This is a genomic window from Streptomyces sp. NPDC046909, assembly GCF_040644695.1.
Classification (GTDB): Bacteria; Actinomycetota; Actinomycetes; order Streptomycetales; family Streptomycetaceae; genus Streptomyces.
Genome location: NZ_JBEYXC010000016.1, coordinates 71526 through 91813, shown reverse-complemented (window position 1 = coordinate 91813; position 20288 = coordinate 71526). Strand labels below are relative to the sequence as shown.

21 protein-coding genes are annotated in these 20288 nt (G+C 68.8%); 10 read left to right on the top strand and 11 right to left on the bottom strand.

The annotated features are described in order from the left end of the window. Nucleotides 1-231 precede the first annotated feature (231 nt). Both ABZ928_RS40050 and ABZ928_RS40045 read left to right on the top strand, forming a co-directional pair. Nucleotides 232-1866: a hypothetical protein gene (locus ABZ928_RS40050; protein WP_361530157.1), complete on the top strand. Its 1635-nt coding sequence runs from the start codon at nucleotides 232-234 to the stop codon at nucleotides 1864-1866. Continuing rightward, the gene (locus ABZ928_RS40045) at nucleotides 1866-2249 is read left to right on the top strand and encodes a hypothetical protein (RefSeq protein ID WP_361530154.1); all 384 of its coding nucleotides are present in this window, start codon (nucleotides 1866-1868) and stop codon (nucleotides 2247-2249) included. Before ABZ928_RS40050 ends, ABZ928_RS40045 begins: the two co-directional genes overlap by 1 nt. A gap of 15 nt (nucleotides 2250-2264) precedes the next feature. Here the strand turns inward: ABZ928_RS40045 and ABZ928_RS40040 are convergent, their stop codons facing one another. Together ABZ928_RS40040 and ABZ928_RS40035 are read right to left on the bottom strand one after the other, a co-directional pair. Then, nucleotides 2265-2654, bottom strand: coding sequence for an AAA domain-containing protein (locus ABZ928_RS40040; RefSeq protein ID WP_361530609.1), 390 nt, complete (start codon nucleotides 2652-2654; stop codon nucleotides 2265-2267). A 21-nt stretch (nucleotides 2655-2675) separates the two neighbouring features. Beyond that, nucleotides 2676-5528, bottom strand: a complete 2853-nt coding sequence (locus tag ABZ928_RS40035; RefSeq protein ID WP_361530151.1) for an AAA domain-containing protein — start codon at nucleotides 5526-5528, stop codon at nucleotides 2676-2678. 332 nt (nucleotides 5529-5860) lie between these two features. Between ABZ928_RS40035 and ABZ928_RS40030 the strand changes: the two genes are divergently transcribed. Both ABZ928_RS40030 and ABZ928_RS40025 read left to right on the top strand, forming a co-directional pair. Then, complete coding sequence (locus tag ABZ928_RS40030) at nucleotides 5861-7390, top strand: potassium/proton antiporter (protein ID WP_361530148.1); 1530 nt, start codon at nucleotides 5861-5863, stop codon at nucleotides 7388-7390. Between the two features lie 92 nt (nucleotides 7391-7482). Beyond that, a complete protein-coding gene (locus ABZ928_RS40025) occupies nucleotides 7483-8313 on the top strand; it encodes a hypothetical protein (RefSeq protein WP_361530145.1) in 831 nt (276 codons plus the stop codon). A gap of 56 nt (nucleotides 8314-8369) precedes the next feature. Here the strand turns inward: ABZ928_RS40025 and ABZ928_RS40020 are convergent, their stop codons facing one another. Then, nucleotides 8370-9011 carry a chaplin gene (locus tag ABZ928_RS40020; protein ID WP_361530142.1) on the bottom strand — a complete coding sequence of 214 codons (642 nt, stop codon included), beginning with the start codon at nucleotides 9009-9011 and terminating at the stop codon, nucleotides 8370-8372. A 174-nt stretch (nucleotides 9012-9185) separates the two neighbouring features. Continuing rightward, entirely contained in the window at nucleotides 9186-9512 is a 327-nt protein-coding gene (locus ABZ928_RS40015) for a hypothetical protein (protein ID WP_361530139.1), read from the bottom strand. Between the two features lie 244 nt (nucleotides 9513-9756). Between ABZ928_RS40015 and ABZ928_RS40010 the strand changes: the two genes are divergently transcribed. Both ABZ928_RS40010 and ABZ928_RS40005 read left to right on the top strand, forming a co-directional pair. After that, complete coding sequence (locus ABZ928_RS40010) at nucleotides 9757-10818, top strand: helix-turn-helix domain-containing protein (RefSeq protein WP_361530136.1); 1062 nt, start codon at nucleotides 9757-9759, stop codon at nucleotides 10816-10818. A gap of 342 nt (nucleotides 10819-11160) precedes the next feature. Then, nucleotides 11161-11385, top strand: a complete 225-nt coding sequence (locus tag ABZ928_RS40005) for a hypothetical protein (protein WP_361530133.1) — start codon at nucleotides 11161-11163, stop codon at nucleotides 11383-11385. 24 nt (nucleotides 11386-11409) lie between these two features. On the opposite strand, the gene ABZ928_RS40000 is transcribed toward ABZ928_RS40005, so the two are convergent. The 4 genes from ABZ928_RS40000 to ABZ928_RS39985 all read right to left on the bottom strand — a co-directional run bounded on the left by ABZ928_RS40000 (nucleotide 11410) and on the right by ABZ928_RS39985 (nucleotide 15111). Beyond that, on the bottom strand, nucleotides 11410-11787 hold the full coding sequence (locus ABZ928_RS40000; protein WP_361530130.1) for a GNAT family N-acetyltransferase: 378 nt from the start codon (nucleotides 11785-11787) through the stop codon (nucleotides 11410-11412). Nucleotides 11788-12132: 345 nt separating this feature from the next. Further along, nucleotides 12133-13431, bottom strand: coding sequence for an ArsB/NhaD family transporter (locus ABZ928_RS39995; protein WP_361530127.1), 1299 nt, complete (start codon nucleotides 13429-13431; stop codon nucleotides 12133-12135). Beyond that, nucleotides 13428-13850: a CBS domain-containing protein gene (locus ABZ928_RS39990; protein ID WP_361530124.1), complete on the bottom strand. Its 423-nt coding sequence runs from the start codon at nucleotides 13848-13850 to the stop codon at nucleotides 13428-13430. The genes ABZ928_RS39995 and ABZ928_RS39990 overlap by 4 nt, the downstream gene beginning before the upstream one ends. Nucleotides 13851-13872: 22 nt before the next feature. Further along, on the bottom strand, nucleotides 13873-15111 hold the full coding sequence (locus ABZ928_RS39985) for a cation:proton antiporter (protein ID WP_361530121.1): 1239 nt from the start codon (nucleotides 15109-15111) through the stop codon (nucleotides 13873-13875). A gap of 307 nt (nucleotides 15112-15418) precedes the next feature. Between ABZ928_RS39985 and ABZ928_RS39980 the strand changes: the two genes are divergently transcribed. Next, nucleotides 15419-15847: an STAS domain-containing protein gene (locus tag ABZ928_RS39980; RefSeq protein WP_361530118.1), complete on the top strand. Its 429-nt coding sequence runs from the start codon at nucleotides 15419-15421 to the stop codon at nucleotides 15845-15847. Nucleotides 15848-16056: 209 nt separating this feature from the next. On the opposite strand, the gene ABZ928_RS39975 is transcribed toward ABZ928_RS39980, so the two are convergent. Continuing rightward, a complete protein-coding gene (locus ABZ928_RS39975) occupies nucleotides 16057-16506 on the bottom strand; it encodes a hypothetical protein (protein WP_361530115.1) in 450 nt (149 codons plus the stop codon). After that, nucleotides 16503-16646 (bottom strand): hypothetical protein, encoded by a 144-nt coding sequence (locus tag ABZ928_RS39970; RefSeq protein ID WP_361530112.1) that lies wholly within the window; start codon nucleotides 16644-16646, stop codon nucleotides 16503-16505. The genes ABZ928_RS39975 and ABZ928_RS39970 overlap by 4 nt, the downstream gene beginning before the upstream one ends. Before the next feature lie 305 nt (nucleotides 16647-16951). Between ABZ928_RS39970 and ABZ928_RS39965 the strand changes: the two genes are divergently transcribed. The 3 genes from ABZ928_RS39965 (at nucleotide 16952) to ABZ928_RS39955 (ending at nucleotide 19437) form a co-directional block, all read left to right on the top strand. Then, nucleotides 16952-17533, top strand: coding sequence for a hypothetical protein (locus tag ABZ928_RS39965; protein WP_361530110.1), 582 nt, complete (start codon nucleotides 16952-16954; stop codon nucleotides 17531-17533). A gap of 223 nt (nucleotides 17534-17756) precedes the next feature. Continuing rightward, nucleotides 17757-18179: an alpha/beta hydrolase gene (locus ABZ928_RS39960; RefSeq protein ID WP_361530107.1), complete on the top strand. Its 423-nt coding sequence runs from the start codon at nucleotides 17757-17759 to the stop codon at nucleotides 18177-18179. Nucleotides 18180-18441: 262 nt separating this feature from the next. After that, the gene (locus ABZ928_RS39955) at nucleotides 18442-19437 is read left to right on the top strand and encodes a PP2C family protein-serine/threonine phosphatase (RefSeq protein ID WP_361530606.1); all 996 of its coding nucleotides are present in this window, start codon (nucleotides 18442-18444) and stop codon (nucleotides 19435-19437) included. A 65-nt stretch (nucleotides 19438-19502) separates the two neighbouring features. Here the strand turns inward: ABZ928_RS39955 and ABZ928_RS39950 are convergent, their stop codons facing one another. Continuing rightward, nucleotides 19503-20096, bottom strand: coding sequence for a hypothetical protein (locus ABZ928_RS39950; protein ID WP_361530104.1), 594 nt, complete (start codon nucleotides 20094-20096; stop codon nucleotides 19503-19505). Between the last annotated feature and the right edge of the window lie 192 nt (nucleotides 20097-20288).

Here is a 20288-nt window from a genome sequence, read left to right as displayed (position 1 = left end):
TCTTGGGCCCGTCAACTCCCTTGGTTTTTGGCCTGATTGTGGTGCCCAGGCGTGGTAGGCAGAGCCGGTCCGCGTACGGCACGATCGTTTCTCGTGCTGAGGGGGCGGGGCATGGCCACGGATTCGGCGAGGTCCGCGAGCGGGCGGGTGAACGGTGCGTCACTGTTGAAGGTGCCGGCAGTGCCGGTGCTTGGGCCGGACGGTGCGTATCGGGCCAGTGACGCCTCGGACGTGAGGACGGAGCCCACGCGATTACTGTGCGCGGCCGCGCATCTGCGGCCGGACAGAGCCGAGGAGTTCGTCGAGAAGCTGCGGAAGTGGCGGAAGAGACAGGCCAAGGAGCTCGGGGACAAGCTCACGTCGGAGAAGGTCCGGCTGCGGCGTCTGGAGCAGGCTGCCAAGCGGGCGGCCGAAGGGGAGAAGGACAGACTCGACAGAGTGCTGGACGACGAGGAGCCCGCTGATCCCAAGCAGCCGCGGGTGCTCGTCGGCCATGAGTACGTGCGCTGGATACGCAGCCGGATAGCCGGCGACGCGCGGCCGGTGCCCTCGCAGGGCTTCGACCTGGAGGCCGTGCTCACCGCGTGTGCAGAGGCGGAACGGCTCCTGTGGCTGCGCCGCGCCATCATGGTTCTGGCCTGCGTGGCAGGTGGACTGTGGATATTCATGCCGCTGGCCTACCTCGCTCCGGTGATTGTGCTGGTCGGGCTGTGGGCGGCCTACTGCACGGACCGGGTGCTGGCCCGGCGGCGGTTGCGCGCGCTGATCGGTGCCGATGAGCGCGAGGCGTGGGGTGCGGGGGTGCCACGCCGGTTCCGCAGCGCGGTCGAGCGGATCCGCGACGGGGCGTACGGCGAGGTGGTGCCGTATCAGAACCAGATCCGCGCGGCAGGATCGAAGTACCACTTCGTGGGGGCGGGCAAGGTCTGGTTCGAGACCCAGATCGGCATCGACGTGATGCCCGCCAAGTCACGGGACGAGGACGACGGAGCGGAGCCCGCGGACGGGAATAGCCGACTGAGGTCCCTGCCCAGCGTGGAGGAGCTGCTGGCCGGGTCCCGGACCGGTGACGGGGTCGTCCGGTTCACCCCGGACGACCTGCACGCGCATGTGGCCCGCGAGCTGCAACGGCCCATCGATCCGCTGCCGGACTTCCACCCCGACAGCGCGCAGGAGGTGTTCGGTGTCGCGGCGATCTCCGCCGACCGGTGGGGCACGCTGACGGGCGAGCGGTGGGAAGGGCTGGTCACCCTGGCTCGCGACGGGGTACGGGCAGCGGACGCCCAGCGCGCGCCGAAGATCGCCCGTCGGTTCCTGTGCGCACGAATGACCTCGTGGGACGGTGAGTTGGTGGCCTCCCTGTTCGTGGGTTTCGCCTACGAGAACCACTACCTGCGGGTCGTGATCCGTCCGCACGTGGTCAACCCGCTTCACCCTCGGCTCCACAAGGCCGACACCGAAGCGGCGCAAGGGGGCTGGGGCTGGAAGCGGCGCGCCGCGTATCTCGCGGCCGTGGACACTGGCTGGCTCGTGGTCCGCCTCTTCAAACGGTCCAAGGACGACAAGAAGAACCCTGCACAAGATCCCGGAAAGGGGCCAGTGAGTCTGCGGGAGGCCTACTCGACCCGGTACATGGACGACATGCTCCAGTACGACGACGCCCGCCGCTACATCGACATGATGCAGGGCCGGGTCCTGGCCGCGGTCGAGGGCTTCCTCGTCGACCACAACGTGGACACCGTCGCCTACCGGGAACAGATCACGGTGGTCCTCAACACCGGAATCATCAACACGGGCGAGATGAACAACGTACAGAACCAGCCGGGAGCGGTGGGCTCCCAGCAGTCGGCAGGAGGGGCGAAGTGATGTTCGGTCGCAAGCCACAGCCCGGTGACGGCAACACAGGGATCCAGAACAGCGGGACCATGCAGAACGTGCAGAATCAGCCGGGCGCCTTCAATTCGACGCAGAGCCAGGACAACTCCGGTATCGGACAGGAGGAGTTGCGGAGCATCGCCGAGCTGCTGGGGCGGATCCGGCACACGATGGAGGCCGAGCGGGGCCGCGTCAAGGACTACGAGGTGTGCGTCGGCTTCCTGGACATGGCGGCCGAACAGAAGCTGGACAGCCCCGAGGGGCGCGCCACGGCGACGAGCCTGTTGGCGAAGATCAAGGAGAAGTGCGGAGGAGTGCCCGGGCTGGTCTCGCTGATCGCCTCCACGCTGTCCGCGGTGTCCGCCCTCGCCTGACAGCAGGGCCGGACGTCACCCTTCTTGTCGCTCGCCTCGCCAGGTGTGCGTCGGCAAGGCCTCGGTGAGAGTGGCGAAGTACCGCTGATCGCGCCACGCCTTCCGGTCGCCGATGACGAACAGGCGGCGCTTGGCCCGGCTGACGGCGACATTCAGAAGATTGGGCTTCGACGCGGCCCAGGCACGGGCGCCGGGGCGGCGCGGATCGGTGCCGAGGACGAGGATCACGACGTCGGCCTCCTTGCCCTGGGTGGTGTGGATCGTGCCGACCCGCCCGTCCGGTAGCAAGTTCCGGCAGGCCCTCCGCGCACCGGTGACGACGGCACGGAACGGGCTGATGACGTACACGTCCCGGGCCAGGTCCACGCCGCCGTCGTCGCGTAGGCGCTGCAGGATGCGGCGCAGCGCCCGGCCCTCCTCGGGGATTCAGTGCCCGTCGGCCTCGGCGGCGGCCACGTGCACCCAGCAGCTGAGCGGGCCGTAACGGTAGGGGCCGCGGTCGGGGGTGCCGTACACCATGAGGCGGTCGTAGGCGATGGCGTTGCTGACGCTGAACATGGGGTCGTCGCAGCGGCGATGGACGCGCAGCGGGGCGCCGGTCCACACCTCCTGGGAGCCGTCGGGGAGTTCGGCGGGCAGCAGGGTGCCGTAGCGGTTGGTCCGGTCGGCCAGTTGCTGTACTGAGGTGCGGCCAGGCGCCCACTCCTCGGCCACGCCGTGGTCGTCCCGCAGAGCGCGCTGGGCCGTCCAGGGCAGGACGACGACGGGTTCGAGCTGCAGCGGATCGCCGACGACCACGGTGCGCTTGGCGCGCCACATGCCGCCGACCGCCATCTGCGGGGTGGCCTGGCCCGCCTCGTCGATGAACAGCCAGCCCAGTGCCTCGCCGCCCAGCCGTCCGAAGACCCGGTCCAGCGACGCGAAGGTCGTCGAGACGACCGGGACCAGCAGGAACAGGCTCTGCCAGGCGGCCCGTACCTTCTCCTCCGACACCGTCTTGGGGATCGCGCCCGTCACCGCGTCCATGGCCGCCATGAGGTTGGCGTACATGGTGCGGGCCGTGCAACGCAGGAAGGCCTCGTGCAGGGCGAGGGCGGCCAGGAACAGCTCGCTTCGGGCGTGGGTGATCTCCGGGTCCGCCCAGGGGGCGGCCAGCTCGCGCGTGGTGTCGTCACGCAGCCAGGCGTCCTGCGGGACATGTCCGGGCCAGTGGGAGTGCGCGTCGGTGACTCTCGCCTGGAGCCGGTCGACGTGAGTCTCGGCTTCGTCCCGACTCCGCTCCGACGCGTCCCGCTCGGCCACCGCGCGGGCAACGGCTCGTCGAGCTTCGTCCAAGCGGTCGCGGGCATGATCGCGCACCGCGAGCTGCTCCGTCTCCCGAACGGCCAGGCCGTGGTCGATGCGGTGCCAGTCGCGGGCCGCTCGCCCCAGCGTGAACAGGCTCACCACGAGGCCGGGGCGGCGGCCGTGATGGGCCGCACGGCGGGTTTCCGCCTCTGTCAGCAACCTCTCGGCCTCATGCAGCGTCTGCTCGATGCCGGGCATCGCGGCACGGCGTTCACGTAACTGTGCGGCGGCGCGGTCGGCCGCTTGTCCGGCCGTGTGCAGGGTGGTCCGGGCAGCGGGCAGATCACGGAATGCCGTCGCGGCGGTCTGGCGCTCGGCGCTCAGCCGCTCGACGTCGGCGAGCGCGGTGTGGAAGCGTTCCCTGGCCTGTCGCCACACGCCGCTGTGCGGAGTCTTGAGGTAGCCGCGCAGCAGGTGCGCCACACCCCGTTCGCTGTCGACCCAGGCGTCCCGGCCACGAGGACGGCGCCCGTCCGGCGGTGGCGGGGCCTCCTGGTCCGTGAGCCGGTACTTGCCGTGCCAGAGCCGGTTGACGAACTCCAGGCGGTTCTTCTTGCTGCCCAGGCGGGCCGCGACCGCACCCCACGCAGGGACGCCGCCCAGCAGGCGGGTGGCCTGCTCGGCGAAGTAGTCGGCGTCCTCCCGCCACTCCTCGCCGAGGGCCTGACGGGCCGGGATCTCGGTGGAGATGTTCTCCACCGCGCCGTTGTTCGCCGACGCCACCACCATCTCGAAGCCGGTGAACTCCGGTCGCAGCGGGGTGACCGTGCGCGTGTAGTCGCCGCTCTTCCAGGTGTACGGAGTCCGGTCGGCGAAGGCCTGCGACGGCAGCCGCAGACCGGCCAGACGCGTCGCCCGTTCCACGATCACGGCGGCGAAACAGTCGCGCAGCATCGTCGTCTTGCCCGTGCCGGGCGGGCCGTTGACCGCGAACAGGCCCCCTGCCTCGCCCAGTTGGTCCCAGATGGTGTTGACGGCGAACTGCTGGCTCAGCGCGAGCGGATGCCCTGGCTCGGCCGGCCACCGTCCCGAGGGGAAGGCGGTGGGCGTCACTCCGTCCAGCGCCACCTCGGGCCGCTGCCGCAAGTCGATGCGCCAAGCGGTGTTCACCTCGGCACCAGGGGTGAGGTACGCGGCCAGGCCGGGCCCGGGATCCCGGGAGCCCAACGCCCGTGCTATCAGGTCCAGATCGGCGGCGATGAAGCTGTTGAGGAAGTCCTGATGGTCAGCGTCCCCGGTACGGCTCTGCCGTACCGCCGCACTCCGCACGCGCAAGCCCTCGGGGCTCAACGTCTCCGCCACGCCCCAGACTTCGGCGATCTCGCGGGCGAACTCCAGCAGTTCCTTGGCCAATAGCCGCCGCTGACCGACCCCCTCCTCCAGGTCCTCGCCTTTGGCGCGGTCGGAAGCCGCCTCGTCGAGGTCGATGCTTGACGGCTCGTCGGCCGGGAGTTCCCCGAGTTCGGCGGCGCGTGTCAGCCAGATTCCGGCTTCCTCGTCGAATCCGTCCAGCCAGGTGGGGCTTCCCGGCCCGGGTGACATCGCACGTCCCGTGGCCCAGGCGCAGGTGGACAGCACAGGGGAGTCGAGTAGCAGTCGCCCCTCGTCGGTGACCGTCAGGGCGAACAGGGCGCTCTCCCCGTCCATCCGCCCGTCGTGGTCCTCCTCGCTCTCGCCGAAGACACCCAGCAGAGTGTCGCGCACCGCGCGCAGCGCGTACGTCCCGCCGTAGACCACGTGCTGCCATCTGAGGCCCGGCTCCAGTGGCATCGAGCGCAAGGGGTGCCCCGCCTCCCAGGGGAGCGGACCGTCCGCCGTCACGGCGTAGACCCGGTCACGTGCCGAGAGCGCGGGAATCTTCTGCGGGCTGAACATTTCCACCGCACGCCAGTACCGCACGATCCCGGCCCGCCGAAGCCGTTCATCCTCCATACCCCGCCCCGGCCTCTCAGTCCGTTCCCCGCCGTCCCCGGCACCCTACGCAGCTGCCCTGCTGCCCCGAGTAACTGCCCCCTCGGAACCGCCGGAACCGTAGATCGTGCGTCGGGAACAGGGACCGCACCCCGTCCGCTGACGGGAACGGTCATCTCACCGCGTTACCGTGGCGTGTCCGCCATGTCCTGATCACTGAGGCGGCGATGGTGACTGTGCCCTTGTGCGGTTTGTCGGCAAGACCGCATCGGTCGGCCGCCGGGCGAGGAGGGGCCTGTGGCCTGTGGAGGAATGACCGTCGATCGGCCGGGAGCAGGGACGGGGTCCGCACGGTGACCTTGCACGACCTCTACCTGACGCTCCTCGTCGGCGGCACCGTTCTGCTCGCCAGCATCGCCGCCGCGCGTACCGCCCACCGGGCCGGTCTGCCCAGCCTCCTGCTGTTCCTGGGGGTCGGGGTCATCGTCGGTGAGGACGCGATCGGCCTGCGCTTCGACGACGCTCAGCTGGCACAGGCCCTGGGCACGGCGGCCTTGGCCGTCATCCTGGTCGAAGGCGGTCTGACCTCGGACTGGGCCGACGTCCGGCGCCTGCTCCTGCCCGCCGGAGTGCTGGCCACTGCGGGGGTGGCTGTCTCCGTCATGGTCACCGCGGCCGGCGCCCACTGGCTGCTGGGCATGGACTGGCATCTGGCGCTGCTGCTCGGCGCGATCGTCTCCTCGACCGATGCCGCCGCCGTGTTCGCCGTACTTCGGTCCCTGCCCTTGCCACACAAGGTCACCGGCCTGCTGGAAGCCGAGTCCGGCTTCAACGACGCGCCCACGGTCATTCTGGTTCTCGTCTTGAGTACGACGACTGCGGAGCTGCCCGACCCGGGAGACGTCGTCAGTCATCTCGCCTATGAGCTTGCCGTCGGTGCCGTGCTCGGTCTGGCCATCGGGCACCTCGGTGCCGCCGCCCTGCACAACATCGCTCTCCCCGCCACGGGTCTGTATCCGCTCGCCACGGTCGGGTTCGGCATCGTCGCCTTCGCAGCCGCCGGTGCCGCACACGCCAGTGGCTTCATCGCCGCCTATCTGGCCGGACTCGTCCTGGGCAACGCCCAGTTGCCGCACCGTGCCGCCACCCGGTCCTTCGCCGAGGGGGTGGGCTGGCTCGCCCAGATCGGCCTGTTCGTCATGCTCGGCCTGCTGGTGGACCCCAGTGAACTGCCCGCCGCGATCGGCCCGGCGGTCGCCGTCGGCCTGGTCCTGCTGCTGGCCGCCCGGCCCCTGTCCGTGCTGGCCTGCCTGCTGCCCTTCCGCATGCCTTGGCGGGAGCAGGGCTTCATCTCCTGGGCAGGGCTGCGCGGGGCCGTACCGATCGTGCTGGCCACCTATCCCATCGTCGAAGGCGTCAGCGGTGCCCGAGACTTGCTCAACATCGTGTTCGTCCTGGTCGTCATCTTCACCGTCGTCCAGGGACCCAGCCTGCCCGCGGTCGCCCGGCTGCTGCACCTGACGCGACCAGGTGCCCTGCGCGACATCGAGGTCGAGGCCGCTCCGCTGGACACGCTGGACGCCGACCTGCTCACCGTGAGCATCCCCGTCGGATCACGCCTGCACGGCGTCGCCGTCTTCGAACTGCGCCTGCCGTCGCCGACGGTGGTCACGCTGATCGTCCGCGACAACACCACCATCGTCCCCGGCCACGACACCGTGCTGCGGGCCGGTGACGAGCTCCTCCTGATCACCACGCCCAAAGTGCGGCAGGCAGCCGAAGACCGCCTGCGTGCGATCGGCCGGCGCGGCAAGCTCGCCCGCTGGCTCGGCGAGTACGGCGACACGGAGGCCACGGGACGGACGGGGAACCGGGATCGATGAGGAGAACGCTCGGAACCCGGCAAGAAAACCGGTCCGATCACTGCCTGGCCGCACCGCTGCGCGAGCGGCAACTCGACAGCCACCCTTGACGCATGGTTCGTCTCCGGCACACCGTGAACGTCGCTGCCGTGCCCCGACGGTGGTTCGAGTCGAGTGTCCGCGCGCTCCACGACGTCGCCGAGGGCATCGAAGCCGAGGTGACGCGCCTGCGGCTGCCCGACGGACGGTGGCTGCCCGAACTGCTCCTCGGCGAGGGCGGTCACCTACGTCCGGGCGCGCGCTACCACCCGCAGAACGACGACAACAGCGGGCCGGACCCTGACGTGACGGTGACGATCCTGGCTTGGGACCGCAAGCGCAGGACGGCTGTGGAGGTCGTTGTACTCGACGACGATCCCGACGGCCCCGGCCATATGGCCTGCACGCTGTGGCTTGCGAGCGGCGAACGGCCGCGTGAGGCAAACCTGTCGGTCAAGCTGTGGGCTGGCGGCGGTACATGGGCGAAATACGCCGCCGGCACCGGACGTCTCCGTCTTGACCTGGGAAAATGGTGGTCGTCAGCAGCGGGCCGGGGCCGTTCGAAGGCCACGGCCTTCACGGGCAAGTTCGACCACGCACTGGCCTCCGCCGCGCTGAGCGTCGTACCGCGTCCCGCCGACGACGGCCGTTGGCGCGTCACGGTCACAGTGCGAGTCAAGGGACGGTCATTCGCCCGGCTGCTGTTGCCGCTCACCATGACCATCATCGGCCGACGGGTACGAGGGGTATTCGCCAAGGCGCTGGACGACGCGGCGAGGAAGTGGAACAGCCAGGTACCGGAGCTGCTCCGCAAGGACGCGGAACAACTGCAGTCCGAAATCAATGAGGCACTGGTCGCCGTCGCACCACAACGCGCGACGCAGGAAACGGAAGGCGGCGTGTGACGGCACGCCGGGAATCTGCGGCGTGCCGTCCGATGCCTTGCTTTCAAAGCGCCGCGTCAGCTCTGTGCGGACCTGAAACTCCGGCGCAGCGCCGCACCGCCCAGGACGAGCGCCGCGCTCGCAGCGGCGGCCGGCACCACGCCGTCCGTGCCGGTGTCGGCGAGGTGGGAGAGCGCGACCGGCTGCTGGGCCGTCCGCTGTGTGGGGTGCAGGCCTGAGTGGGTCATGGGCGGCTCGAACGGGTCACCGATGAACGGAGGCGGGACCTGCTCGACGGGCTCGGGTACCGAATGGTTGGGCTGGGAAGACTGCTCGACCGGTTCGTCGCCGCTCACGGACGCGTTGTCCAGGACCGGGTCGCCGACGCCCACCACGTTCACGGTGTTGCCGCTGACGTTGACCGGCAGATCCATCGGCACCTGGATCCCGATCCCGGAGACGACGCCAGGTGAATCCTGTGTATCGCCGGCAGAGATGACCCCGCCGCTCTCTCCGGCCGGCTCCTTCTCGGCACTGTCCTCGGCACAGGAGTTGCGCGCTGCGGGGTTGAGAAGCCCTACGACGCTGACCGTGTTGCCGCACGCGTTCACCGGCACACGCACCGGCAGCCGAATGGCGTTGCCGGAAACCAGCCCGGGTGAGTCGGCCGCGGATCCGTCCGCCGCAGAGTCGGCGTAGGCCGGCACTGTGACAGCCATCGCGCCGGAGAGAGTGGCGAGGGCGATCACACCGTTTCGGGTGGCCCGTCTCATAGGTTCCCTGCCTTCCAGATCAGGTGCGGGCAGACACCCGCATCAGTGAAACGCGATGGAAACCAAGCAAGTTATGACATATCGACCGTTCGCCTCAGAGGGCACAGCAAGACGTAACGCTCACCGCAGCCGCATCACCATGCGAGCAACTCCATAAGCCAGCACCATGGAACCGGCCAGGACCGCCACGGCCAGCACGGCGTACACAGGCCCGGAGATCTCGGGACGCAGCAGCAGAACCGAACCGCCGAGACTGAACACCCACGCCAGTGCGATCACGAGTGTGGCCGCGGCTGCCACGGGAAGATCGGCACCCGCCGCGGAGACGAGTCCGTCGCGTTGAGCCCTGCTCAGCAGAACCAGCAGCCAGAACCCGGTGACCACGACGAGGGAGACCGTGAGCATGACGGTAGGGAAGCCCACAGCGGCGTCGGTGATCTCCTGCACCTGACTCACCCCGATCCGCCGACGGACGGGAGATTCCGGTGCTGGTTCTCCGTAGCCCGGCACCGGTCTTGTTCCGTCCCTGCCCGTTCCATCCTGGCACTCGGACCGCCGTTTCCGCACTGCCCTGCACCGGCAGCCTTGCCATGCTCCTCATGCCGGATCCCTGCACCGTCGCGGGGTCTGCCACTCTTGTCCCCGTGCGTTAGGAATACGACAACAGAGTGTCAAGAACAGAGGAGGCCGGGTGACCGGGCGCGAGGTACCCGACGAGTACCTGGAGGGCTACGCCCCGATACTTGCCGAGGTGTGTGCGACAGGCCGCCGCCTCACGCGGGACGAGCTGGAGTCGCTCCGCACCCGGGGAGAACGTGCCGCCGACGCCGGTTACGGGCTGCGGGCCCTGGTCCGCCGGCACCTGTCCGTGACCCGGGAACACTGGCCCACCCTCTCCGCCACGGAAGCAGATCGCGTGCTGGCCATGGTCGAGCAGGCGATCGACGCCTTCGCCGAGGGGCATGAGAGGGCGCAGAGGCTCGCCGTACGGCAGGAGGAAGCCGTTCGGCGGGAATTCATCGACGACCTGCTGTACGGCCGCAGCGACCTGGGCCGCCTGGCCGAGCGCGCCGAACGCTTCGGACTGCTCCTGTCCCGGGCGCACGCAGTCGCCGTCGCCCAGGGTGGCAAGCCGGTCGAGGACATGCATCCGGCCACCCGACAGGTCGAGAACGCTCTGATCAGCAGGTTCGGCGAGCGGCGCATCCTGATCACCACGAAGGACGGGCGGCTGGTCTGCATCGCTCCCGGCGACCAGGGCGAGGTACTGGCGTTCTTCGCCAAGCAGGCACACGCAGTCACCGACGGGGGTCAGGTGGGCATCGGGCGCCCGCATCCGGGCGCTGGGGGAGTCGTCCACTCCTACGAAGAGGCTCTCAACGCCCTCGACCTGGCAGAGCGGCTCCAACTGGACGAGCCGGTGCTGCGCGCCGCCGACCTCCTCGTCTACCCGGTCCTGACGCGCGACCGACAGGCCATGGCCGACCTCGTGCGCAACACTCTGGGTCCGCTGCAGTCCGCGCGCGGTGGCGCCCAGCAACTCGTCGACACGCTGACCGCGTTCTTCGACTCGGGGTGCGTCGCGGCGGAGGCCGCCCGGCGCCTCAACCTGAGCGTTCGTGCGCTCACCTACCGCCTGGAGCGCATCCACAAGCTCACCGGCGCCAACCCGGCCGACTCCGTCCATCGGTACACCCTGCAGACGGCGGTGATCGGAGCCCGGCTGCTCGGCTGGCCCGACAGCGAAATCTGACCGACCGGTGGGGGCAGATTCCCTGGAGGTCTCGGCGAAAGCCGCGGGCGCATACAGGACGGCAGGCTTGTCCGCCAGCGATACCCATCGCCGGCGCGGCCTGGTCGCGCGCTCTGCTGCGCCGCGCTGTCGGCACTCGGGCTGTACCTTGCCCGGCCTGGGCTCTCCAGGTACGAGGCATCCTGATGCCGTCCGGGATCGAATGGCCGACCAACGCGAACGCACACGTGGTTGCCGGGGTACGGAACGAAGTTGGTGCGCGACTGTGCCGAGGACGGCCCGTGAACCGGGCGCGTTGAACCCGGAGGATGGACGCGTGGCTCACGCCGGACAGGAGAGGCTATGACGCTCGTGGTGATCCTCGGTACTGCTTTGGCCGCGCTCGTGGCCTGGGCGATCGGCGTGCTCGTCCGGCGAGAACGCCGACGGCTCGGGACCAGTGCGGAGGGACACCGGATCGAGTCGGCCGCCACCCGGCGGATCCGCGACACGCGGCGCTATGCCCGCGTCCTCCACCACATCGGCGGGGGAGCAGGGATCGGCCGCATCGACGACCGGGACATGTAGACGGATCCGAGTTCAGTACGGCGGTCAGCGACTCAGCAGACGCTGCCATGTTCGCCGGAGCCACCCTCCGAGGTGACTGCACAAGGGGCCGCTGTGAGGCAGGGCCACGCTCGTCTCCCGAGTCATCACGGTGAAGAAGGCCCGCCCGTCCCGGGTCTGCAGCGTCGTGCTCCACCGGTAGCCCGGGCGCTGGGCGAGCAGGCAATGGACGAGGTCGCTTCCCAGCCCTTGACGCTGTCGGCTGTCGCGGATCCAGATGTCCAGAATCCGTCCCGTACGGCACTCGCGGCAGATGCGGAAGCGCAGCCGTCCCATGAGAAGGCCGCCCTGATCGAGCAGGACGAACTCGGTCGGGGTGTCCGAGCTCCATAACCACGTCGGTATGGGCTCATCTGTGTCCACTCGGGTCACCCGTCCTGGGGGCTTTGCCGTTTCGCCCTCGTTCTTGCAGAGTCTGACCTCGTGGAGAGGGTGACCGTGTAGGTGACAAGGGCCCCGCGAGCGGCGCCCACGCCACGCACACGTAGCCGGCCGTTCGCCCGCCGACCGCGGACAGGAGCAGAGTTGCTGCGGATCCTGCCGCGACCGCTTGACGGTTGGTGAGGAAGGACCCTTGCCGACGTGCGCTTCCCGGGTGACGGAACTCCACCAGGGCGGATCGGATCACGAGTATGGCGATGACGGCCACGGGCGCCATCAGCGTTGGATCCATGTGTGCATGCCTCCTTCCGGTGCGCGGGTGACAGGTCAGGTGAGGGCGAAGTAGCGCAGCCACACGTACCCGAGGGCGATGGCCACGGTGACGACGGTGACGATCAGGCCGTATTTGGTGAACTGCCAGAAGGAGATGGGCTGGCGGTTGCGTTCGGCGATGCCTAGGACGACGACGTTGGCGGAGGCGCCGATGGCGGTGGCGTTGCCGCCCAGGTCGGCACCGAGGGCGAGGGCCCACCACATGACGTGGTCAGTGCCGCCGCCCATGTTCTGCACCAGGTCGCTGGTGATGGGGGCCATGGTGGCGACGTACGGGATGTTGTCGACGATGCCGGACAGGACGGCGGAAGCACTCAGCAGGGTCATGGAGCCGCCGAGTTCGTTGTCGCCGATCGCGTCGGCCAGCGACTTGGAGACCTCCGAGATCACGCCGGTCTCGATCAGACCGCCGATCATGATGAAGAGCCCGGCGAAGAAGGCCAAGGTGGGCCACTCCACCTCCTTCAGCACATCACCGGTCTCCGCGGTGGAGACGGCGATGAGCAGTCCGGCGCCGAGCAGGGCGACGATGCTCGGCTCGTAGTGCAGCACCGGATGCAGCACGAACCCGGCCACCACCAGTGCCAGCACGATCAGCCCCTGGACCAGCAGCCGCGGGTCCTTGATGGCCTCGCGCTCCTCCAGGGCCATGATCTCGGCGGCGCGTTCCTCGTTGTAGACGAAGAACTTGCGGAACATCACCCGGCACAGCGCGAGCAGCACGACCACCAGCACTGCCACGATCGGGGCGAGGTGGACCAGGAAGTCGTTGAAGGTCAGGCCGGCGCGGCTGGCGATGATGATGTTGGGCGGGTCGCCGACCAGGGTCGCGGTGCCGCCGATGTTGGAGGCGAGGACCTCGGCGATCAGGAACGGGGCCGCCGGGAGCGCGAGGCGCTCGCACACCAGCAGGGTGACCGGGGCGATGAGCAGGACGGTCGTGACGTTGTCCAGCAGAGCCGAGGCGACCGCGGTGATGACCACCAGCATGGCCATGACCCGGAAGGGCTTGGCCCGGGCCCGTTTGACCGACCAGATCGCCAGGTACTCGAACATGCCGGTCTTCTTCAGCACACCGACGATCATCATCATGCCCATCAGCAGGAAGATGACGTTCCAGTCGACGCCGCTGTGTTCGGAGTAGAACGCCGACTTGTCGTCGGTCGCCCTGATCGCCAGCATCAGGCCCGCGCCGCCGAGGGCCACGGCGACCCGGTGGATCTTCTCGCTGATGATCAGGGCGTACGCGCCGACGAAGACGACAACCGCCGCCCAGCTGTGCCAGTCGTTCACGATCCTCCGATGAAGTGTTCGAGCAGGGCGGTCGCGGTGATCGCGCCGGTCACCGCGGTTTGGTCGGCGTCGCGTTCGACGACCGCGACGAGTGGTGAGTCCTTGCGGGCCATGAGCGTGGCGATCTGCGCGGGCGAGGCGTCCGGCCCGACCACCGGGGGAGTGAGGCGCCCACGCGGCAGCCACTCGGCCACCGAGCGCCAGTTCATCGCCTCCCGGGCCTCCTCATTGAAGTGGTCGTCCGTCTCGGCTGCCAGAACCGGGCTTTCCCGCAGGTACCAGGGCAGCAGCGCGCTGATCACGCGCGTGGCCGGTACGACCGCGTACGGGTAGCCGTCGCGGTCGAGGTCCAGCAGTGCGGGCAGCTGATGTCGTACGACCAGACGGGCGGCGGCGAGGGCGTCGTCGTCCGCGGACACGGTGGGACAGGGCCTGACCAGGTCATGGGCGCGCATTGGCCTGCATCTCCGCGGGCTGAGTGTCCTTCTTGTGCGGCTCCGGAATTCCGGCCAGCTCATCGACGTCGAAGGCACGGGCGATCGGCACGTCCGTGGAGCTGTGCGCGATGATCGAGAACGCGATGCACACGGCGATCAGTGTGAACGCCTCCTTGGCCTGCGGGATCCCGGACTGCAGCACCAGCAGGCCGTAGACCACCGAGGCGAATCCCTTCGGCCCGAACCAGGCCGCCACCAGCTTCTCCTTGCGGGAGATGGTCGTGCCCAGCAGCGAGATCAACAGGGAAGCCGGGCGGATCAGCACGATCGCCAGAACGACAGCGACGTACCCGCCGACGGACAGGTCGCCGAACAATTGCGGGGTCAGCAGCGCGCCGAACACCAGCAGGGCCGCGAACTTGGCCAGCTCCGCCAGCGCCTCCCCGAGCGGCTCGAACGCCTCCTTCGCCTCCAGCGACCGGGCGGTGAGAACCGCGCCGGCCGAGAACGCGGCCAGGTAGGGGTTGGCGTGCGTCAGGTGGCAGACGGCGTACAGGATCACGCCGATCGCGAGAGGCAGCAGCGGCTGCAGCTTCGGCTCGGCGCCCAGCAGCCGGAACCGCACGAGCTCGATGACGACGAAGGGCAGCACGATGCCGAAGACCAGGCCGAGGACCAGCTCCAGCGCGATCTTCCCGAGGTCGGCCTCCGCGTGCCCGGAGATCGGCCCGGCCGCGGCGATCAGGATGAGGACCACCGGCAGGGCGAGCCCGTCGTTGATGCCGCTCTCCACGTTCAGCAGCTGCCGCAGCTTCGCCGGGACCTCCTTGCGCCCGACGATCGCCGAGGCGAACACGGGGTCGGTCGGCGCCAGCACGGCACCCACCAGGAAGGACGTCGTCCAGTCCAGACCCACCAGGAAGTGTGTGATCAGGGCCATGCCGACGAACGCGAGCGGCATGCCGAGCCCTAGCGCGCGGGCCGGGTTGCGCCAGTTCGCCCGCAGCTTGGGGAAGGACACGTGCATTCCGTCGGTGAACAGCACCGCGAACAGCGCCAGGTCCGCCGTCACGGACACGATCTCGCTGTCCGGCGTGATGTGGATCAGCCCCAGGAAGCCGTCACTGACCAGGGCCCCGCCGACCAGGAAAAGGAAAGATGTGGAAAGCACGGTCCGTGCCGCCAGGCCTGACAACAGCACGGCAACCAGCAACGCGACGCCGAACACCGCCACAAGCACCATGACGGCCACCCCCGATCGGAAGAGAGACTTATCCCTTGCTCGCCGACCAGGCTTCCCGGCACACCGGGGGGAACCCTACCCGTCCTTGACGCGTTTTTGACAGATCACTAATAGGCACAATGAACTGCGCCACTTTGCCGGATCCCGGCAACAGTGATGATGAGGCTGGAAGGGAAGCCCGTAGATCCCGATCGGCTCAACCTGCGGCCGCCCAGGCGGCGAAGGGCGTGACCTGCGCCTACGCTGACCCACAGGTGCGCCGGGAAGCCTGGTCGGCAGTTGGCCCTCCTCTGCCCTGGAGCTCCGAATGCCTCGTCCTTCTTCGGCACGGCAACACCGCGGGCATCACAGGCTGCTCGCCGCGGGAAGTCGTCTGCTGCATCCGTTTCGTGGCCGTCAGCTCAGAGCCGAGTCCACCCCTGACCGTGCCGTCGTACACCTCTCGGGGGAGATCACCTCCAAGAACGCAGCCCAGACAGGGAAGGTGCTCGTAGAGCTCCTGCGTTCAGGAGTCACCGGCCTTGAAATCGACCTGAGCAAGGTGACCTACCTCAGCAGTGATGGAGGAGCGGTGTTCTTCATGGCCCTGCGCGCCGCCCGGCGGCACGGTACGCGCGTGTTCGCCACGCACACGGGACCCCAACCCCGGGCCACCCTCGAAGGTCTGGGGCTGCTTCGCGTCGTCGAGGTGTACGAAGGGGATGGGCCAAGCTGTTCATCGTGCGGGAGCGAGTAGCTGTGCAGTGCCCGATACCCCCGATGATCAGCAGCTTCGACCAGGCTGTTGACCACACGGGGAGGGGAACCGCTATGGCTCGCAAGCCAGTTCGCGCAGCGGTCGGGGACATCTGGATCACCTGTCAGGTCTGCCGGAGCGACCTCTTCCGAGACCGGGACGTGCTCCTGAACCGCGCCGCGGGGTCTGGAGTTCATGAAGGCGGACCATTAGCCCGTGCAGGAGGCCGAGTCCTCTGCAGCCGGACAGGCGGTCTCCGTCTGCTCCGGTTCCGAGGCGTCCTCCGATTGCGTCCACGTCGCCTCGTTGTCCGTTGAGGGCTGGTCGTCCGAACCGGTGGGCAGGTAGGACAACGCACCCAGAAGCAGAATGAGCGCACCCACCGTGCCGAGGGCACGGCCGACTCGACGGCGTCTGCCTCGCGCGTCCATGTCGCGCCACGCCGGGCCGGTCCAGGGGTCCTCCGGTGTCCACAGCTCACCTACGGCCTCGAACGGTATCGACTTGGTCGTTGCCGTCTGCTGCTGAGTGGGCAGTTCTCTGGAAGCTGTGCCGCGGATGAGACGTTCGCTGTCCTGGATGAACTGCTGCCACACCTCGTCGGGGAAGACCGAGGCGTCGTCGCCTTCTCCGGGCGCCGGGTTGTTACGAGAATTCAAGGTTGACCGTCGCTGTCCGTGGGGCGCTCCCAGCGCTCCGGGTCGAAGAGTTCCGGGTGCAAGTCCCCGGCGACGATGCGGTAGACGGCCAACTCGTCCAGGTGAGAGACGAGATCAGCGCGTGAAGTGCATTTCGACACGATCTCCCCTCCTTCGCCGCGGATATCGTGGAGCCGGGCGCCCGTTCTGGCTTGCGGTCACGCACGCGACCGTGCGCGCCGAATAGTGCCATCGCGGAACTCGGGCAGACAACAACAGTGTGGTGTTCGGACCGCCGCTGCCCGCGTCATAAGGGTCGTGACATGCACCCAGCGGCCCCGTATCCCAGCGAGGCCTCGAAGCGCCCGCCAAAACCGGCTACACCTTGGAGTGCCCAGGCCCCCCGGCGAGCAGGCACACTGGATACGTGGGCTGTCGGTGCTCTCGACCGAGGGGGTGCGAGCCGATGGCGAGAACCCCTCGTACTGGCGTGCGGTGGTGGCGGTGGCGGCGCAATCCGCTCAAGCGACGCATCGACGTCGTCGAAGCCTGGTTGCTGATCGTCCTGTGGCTGTGTGCCGCGACTGCCGGACTCCTGGCAGGGCTGGCCGCAGGGATCACGTCCGCCGACTTCCTGGAACGGCAACGGGCGGAGCGGCAGGAGGTATCAGCCGTCCTTCTGCAGGACGCCAGGCCTCGTGGCGCGAATCGGGTGGGCAACGCTCCGGTGTGGATCACGGTGCGCTGGACCGGATCCGACGGCTCGTCGCACACCGGCCAGGCGCGAGTCGAGCCCGGTCTGAAGGCCGGGGCTCGGATCACGGTCTGGACGGATGGGAAGGATCGGCTGCTCACGACCCAGCCGTTGTCCAGCTCGGCCGCAGTGCTCCAGGCGAGCGCTACGGGCGTCCTCGCCGCGGCCTGCGCGATCGGGGTCGTAGTGGGTGGTGGCCAGGCTGTTCACTCGGTTTTGAACCGGCGGCGCCTGCGGCAGTGGGACAAAGCCTGGGCGGGGGCCGACGCACGGTGGGGCGGAAAGACAGTGTGATCCTGGCGCAAGCTCGCCGAGAGCAGTAGCTCGGCGATATATCGGCCGGTGGTCCCACAGCGGTGGCCACGGCGGCGCGGCATCCCGCCCTGGTGGACAGGATGATTTCTGCAGAGTGCCGTGGGCCCCTGCCCCTGGCCCGACTGCCGTACGCGCATGGTCGCTCGCGTTGCCTTCGCGGCCCCGATGGAGCCCCTCCTGTGGGCTTGCGGTACGCGCCTTTATGCGCTGCGCGCCCGAGGCCGGGCTGCGCCTGCTGCTGCGGGATCTGACGGTGCTTTCCGTGCGGGATGCGGTGTCCGGTCTCGTGGTGGAGGACCGCTCGAAGCTGATCGCGCTGTTCTCCCGGCTGCGGTCGGGCCGTGGTTTTCTCCGCGACCTCGAAGTCCTGGAAACCGCCGCGGAGATGACTCGTCACATGGGACAGGTCTCCCAACCCGGTCTCGTGATCGCGACAGGCCAGGATAGTGCCGTACCGTTCGCGCATGCCCAGGCGCTCGCCGCGGCTCTGCGCCAAACCGACCTGATCAAAAGCCGGGCGAACGGACACTTCATCTGGTTCGGCCAGGACTGGTCGGCCATTGCCGACCGCATCCAGGATTCCTTGCTCGCGGACCCGTACTTGACGCGGCGTGGGACGTCGTAGGGGGCGAAAGCCGGCTGTCCAAGCGGCCGTTCTGACCGTGGCGACCGCGACGTGCGACGGTTCAGGAATGGCGCGCGAGATGCCAGGCGAACGTCTGTGCTGATCTTGCTGGAGATCCCGTCCCTGCTTACTGTTCAGTACGCGAAGAGAAGCCACGGCGGTGGTCCCGGACCCTGGCGCGGGATGTGCCGCCGCCAAGCGGGGGTGAAGCGTGTCCGACAAGAGCCGTCGCCTTGCTGTGCTGTCCGCCCTCCCGTTCGCCATGATGGTGGCCGTCACCGTGGTCGACATCGCCGTGGGTCCCGGAGTCGGATTCCTTCCGCTGCTGTCGCTGGGCCCGGCATTCGCCAGCCTGGTCGGTGGCTGGCGGCGCACCCTGTGGATCGGTGTCATGGCTCTGCTGCTCTGTGTCGCCCTCGGCCTCTACAACGACATGCTCCAGGCGCGCCGCGGATACATGACCATCGCCTCCGTCGCCGGTGTCACGACGGCGGGCATCGTCGCCGCGGTGATGCGCCAGCAGCGCGAGGCGGAGCTGGCCAACGTGCGCTCGATCGCCGAAGCGGCCCAGCGCGTTCTTCTCAAGCCTGTGCCGCGCAAGGCCGGTCCGTTGCGAGCCGCCGTGTCCTACACGTCCGCCGTTGCCGAGGCCCGCATTGGCGGTGACCTGTACGAAATGGTGGCCTCGCCTCATGGGGTACGCGTGATCGTCGGCGATGTGCAGGGCAAGGGGCTGGAGGCCGTGGAGACGGCGGCCGTGGTCCTGGGAGCTTTCCGGGAGTCGGCGCCGGAGGAGGTCGATCTGGCGGAGGTAGGCCAGAGGCTGGAGCGCGCCGTGAACCGACAGTTGCACGGGGAGAAGTTCGTCACGGCCATCCTCGCGGAGGTCACCGCCGACGGGGTGACGTTCCTCAGCTACGGTCATCCAGCCCCGATGGTGATGCGCGCCGACGGCTCTGTGATCTTCCCGGAACCTCCCGCCTTCGCGCTCCCCCTCGGTCTCGCCGCTCATGACACGATCGGCCCGCTGCCTTTTGAAACCGGCTTCGCGGCTGGAGACCAACTGCTGCTCTACACCGATGGCGTCACCGAGGCCCGTGACGACGCGGGACGCTTCTATCCCCTCGACGAACGTGCCCATGTCCTGAAGGAGCATGATCCCGAGGCCGCGTTGGAGAGGTTGCGGCAGGACCTGGTGCAGCATGTGAAAGGTCCACTCCGCGACGACGCTGCCATGCTGCTGCTTCGCTACCGCTGAGACGGACCGGCCTCGACCGCAGTGCGGCCGGCAACGTACGCGGTGGTCAGCGGCTCGCGACGACGTCACAGTGAGCGGAGTTGCTGCGCGAGTCCGGCAGCGGTGAGGCGGCGGTCGGCCGGCGCGGTCAGAACCTCGGCGAGCACCTGTTGGACACCGGGCCAGGAGTACGGGCCGCGCAGTGGGATCTGGCGGGTGCCGATGAGTTGTCTCAATACTGGTGCGGTCACTTTGGCCGGGGTGATGCCGACGTGGGCGTAGTCCCGTGGCCAGTCCCCCGTCAGGGACCACCAGAGGCTCGCCGCCAGGGCGTAGACCTCTGCCGACTTGGCTGGGGCGACCGGCCGTTCGCCTGCGTGGATGGATCGTGCCAGTTCGGGTGCCAGCAGGTGTGGGAGCCCGCCTCTGAAGAGGAGGGAGGTTTCGAGCCGTTCCGGGTGCCAGGACCACGAGCAGTCGATGAACCGAACGCCGTCAGCCGTGTGGATAGCGTGGCTCGGCTGGAGGTCGCTGTGCACCCAACCGCTTTCGTGGAGCCGGGCCACGGCATCACACAGGTCGATCATGTGCTGCCTGGCGGCCGACGACTGGGAGGTCCCGGCGCGTACGTCGCGCAGGATGTCCCAGGTCGAGGGACCCTCCCACCAAGGGGTGAGCATCCAGGCCAGGGCGTTACCCCGACCTCGTCCCAGCACGGTCCCCGGCGGACCCATGAGGGTGACGGCCTCAGTCTCGCGTGCTGTGATTACGGCTCCGTCCGGACCGGCCCCCACCTTGACGGCGACCGTCCTCTGTGGGCCGTGCGCCTGCCAGACGATGCTGGCTCGCCGGTTGCTGACCAGCTTCAGTTG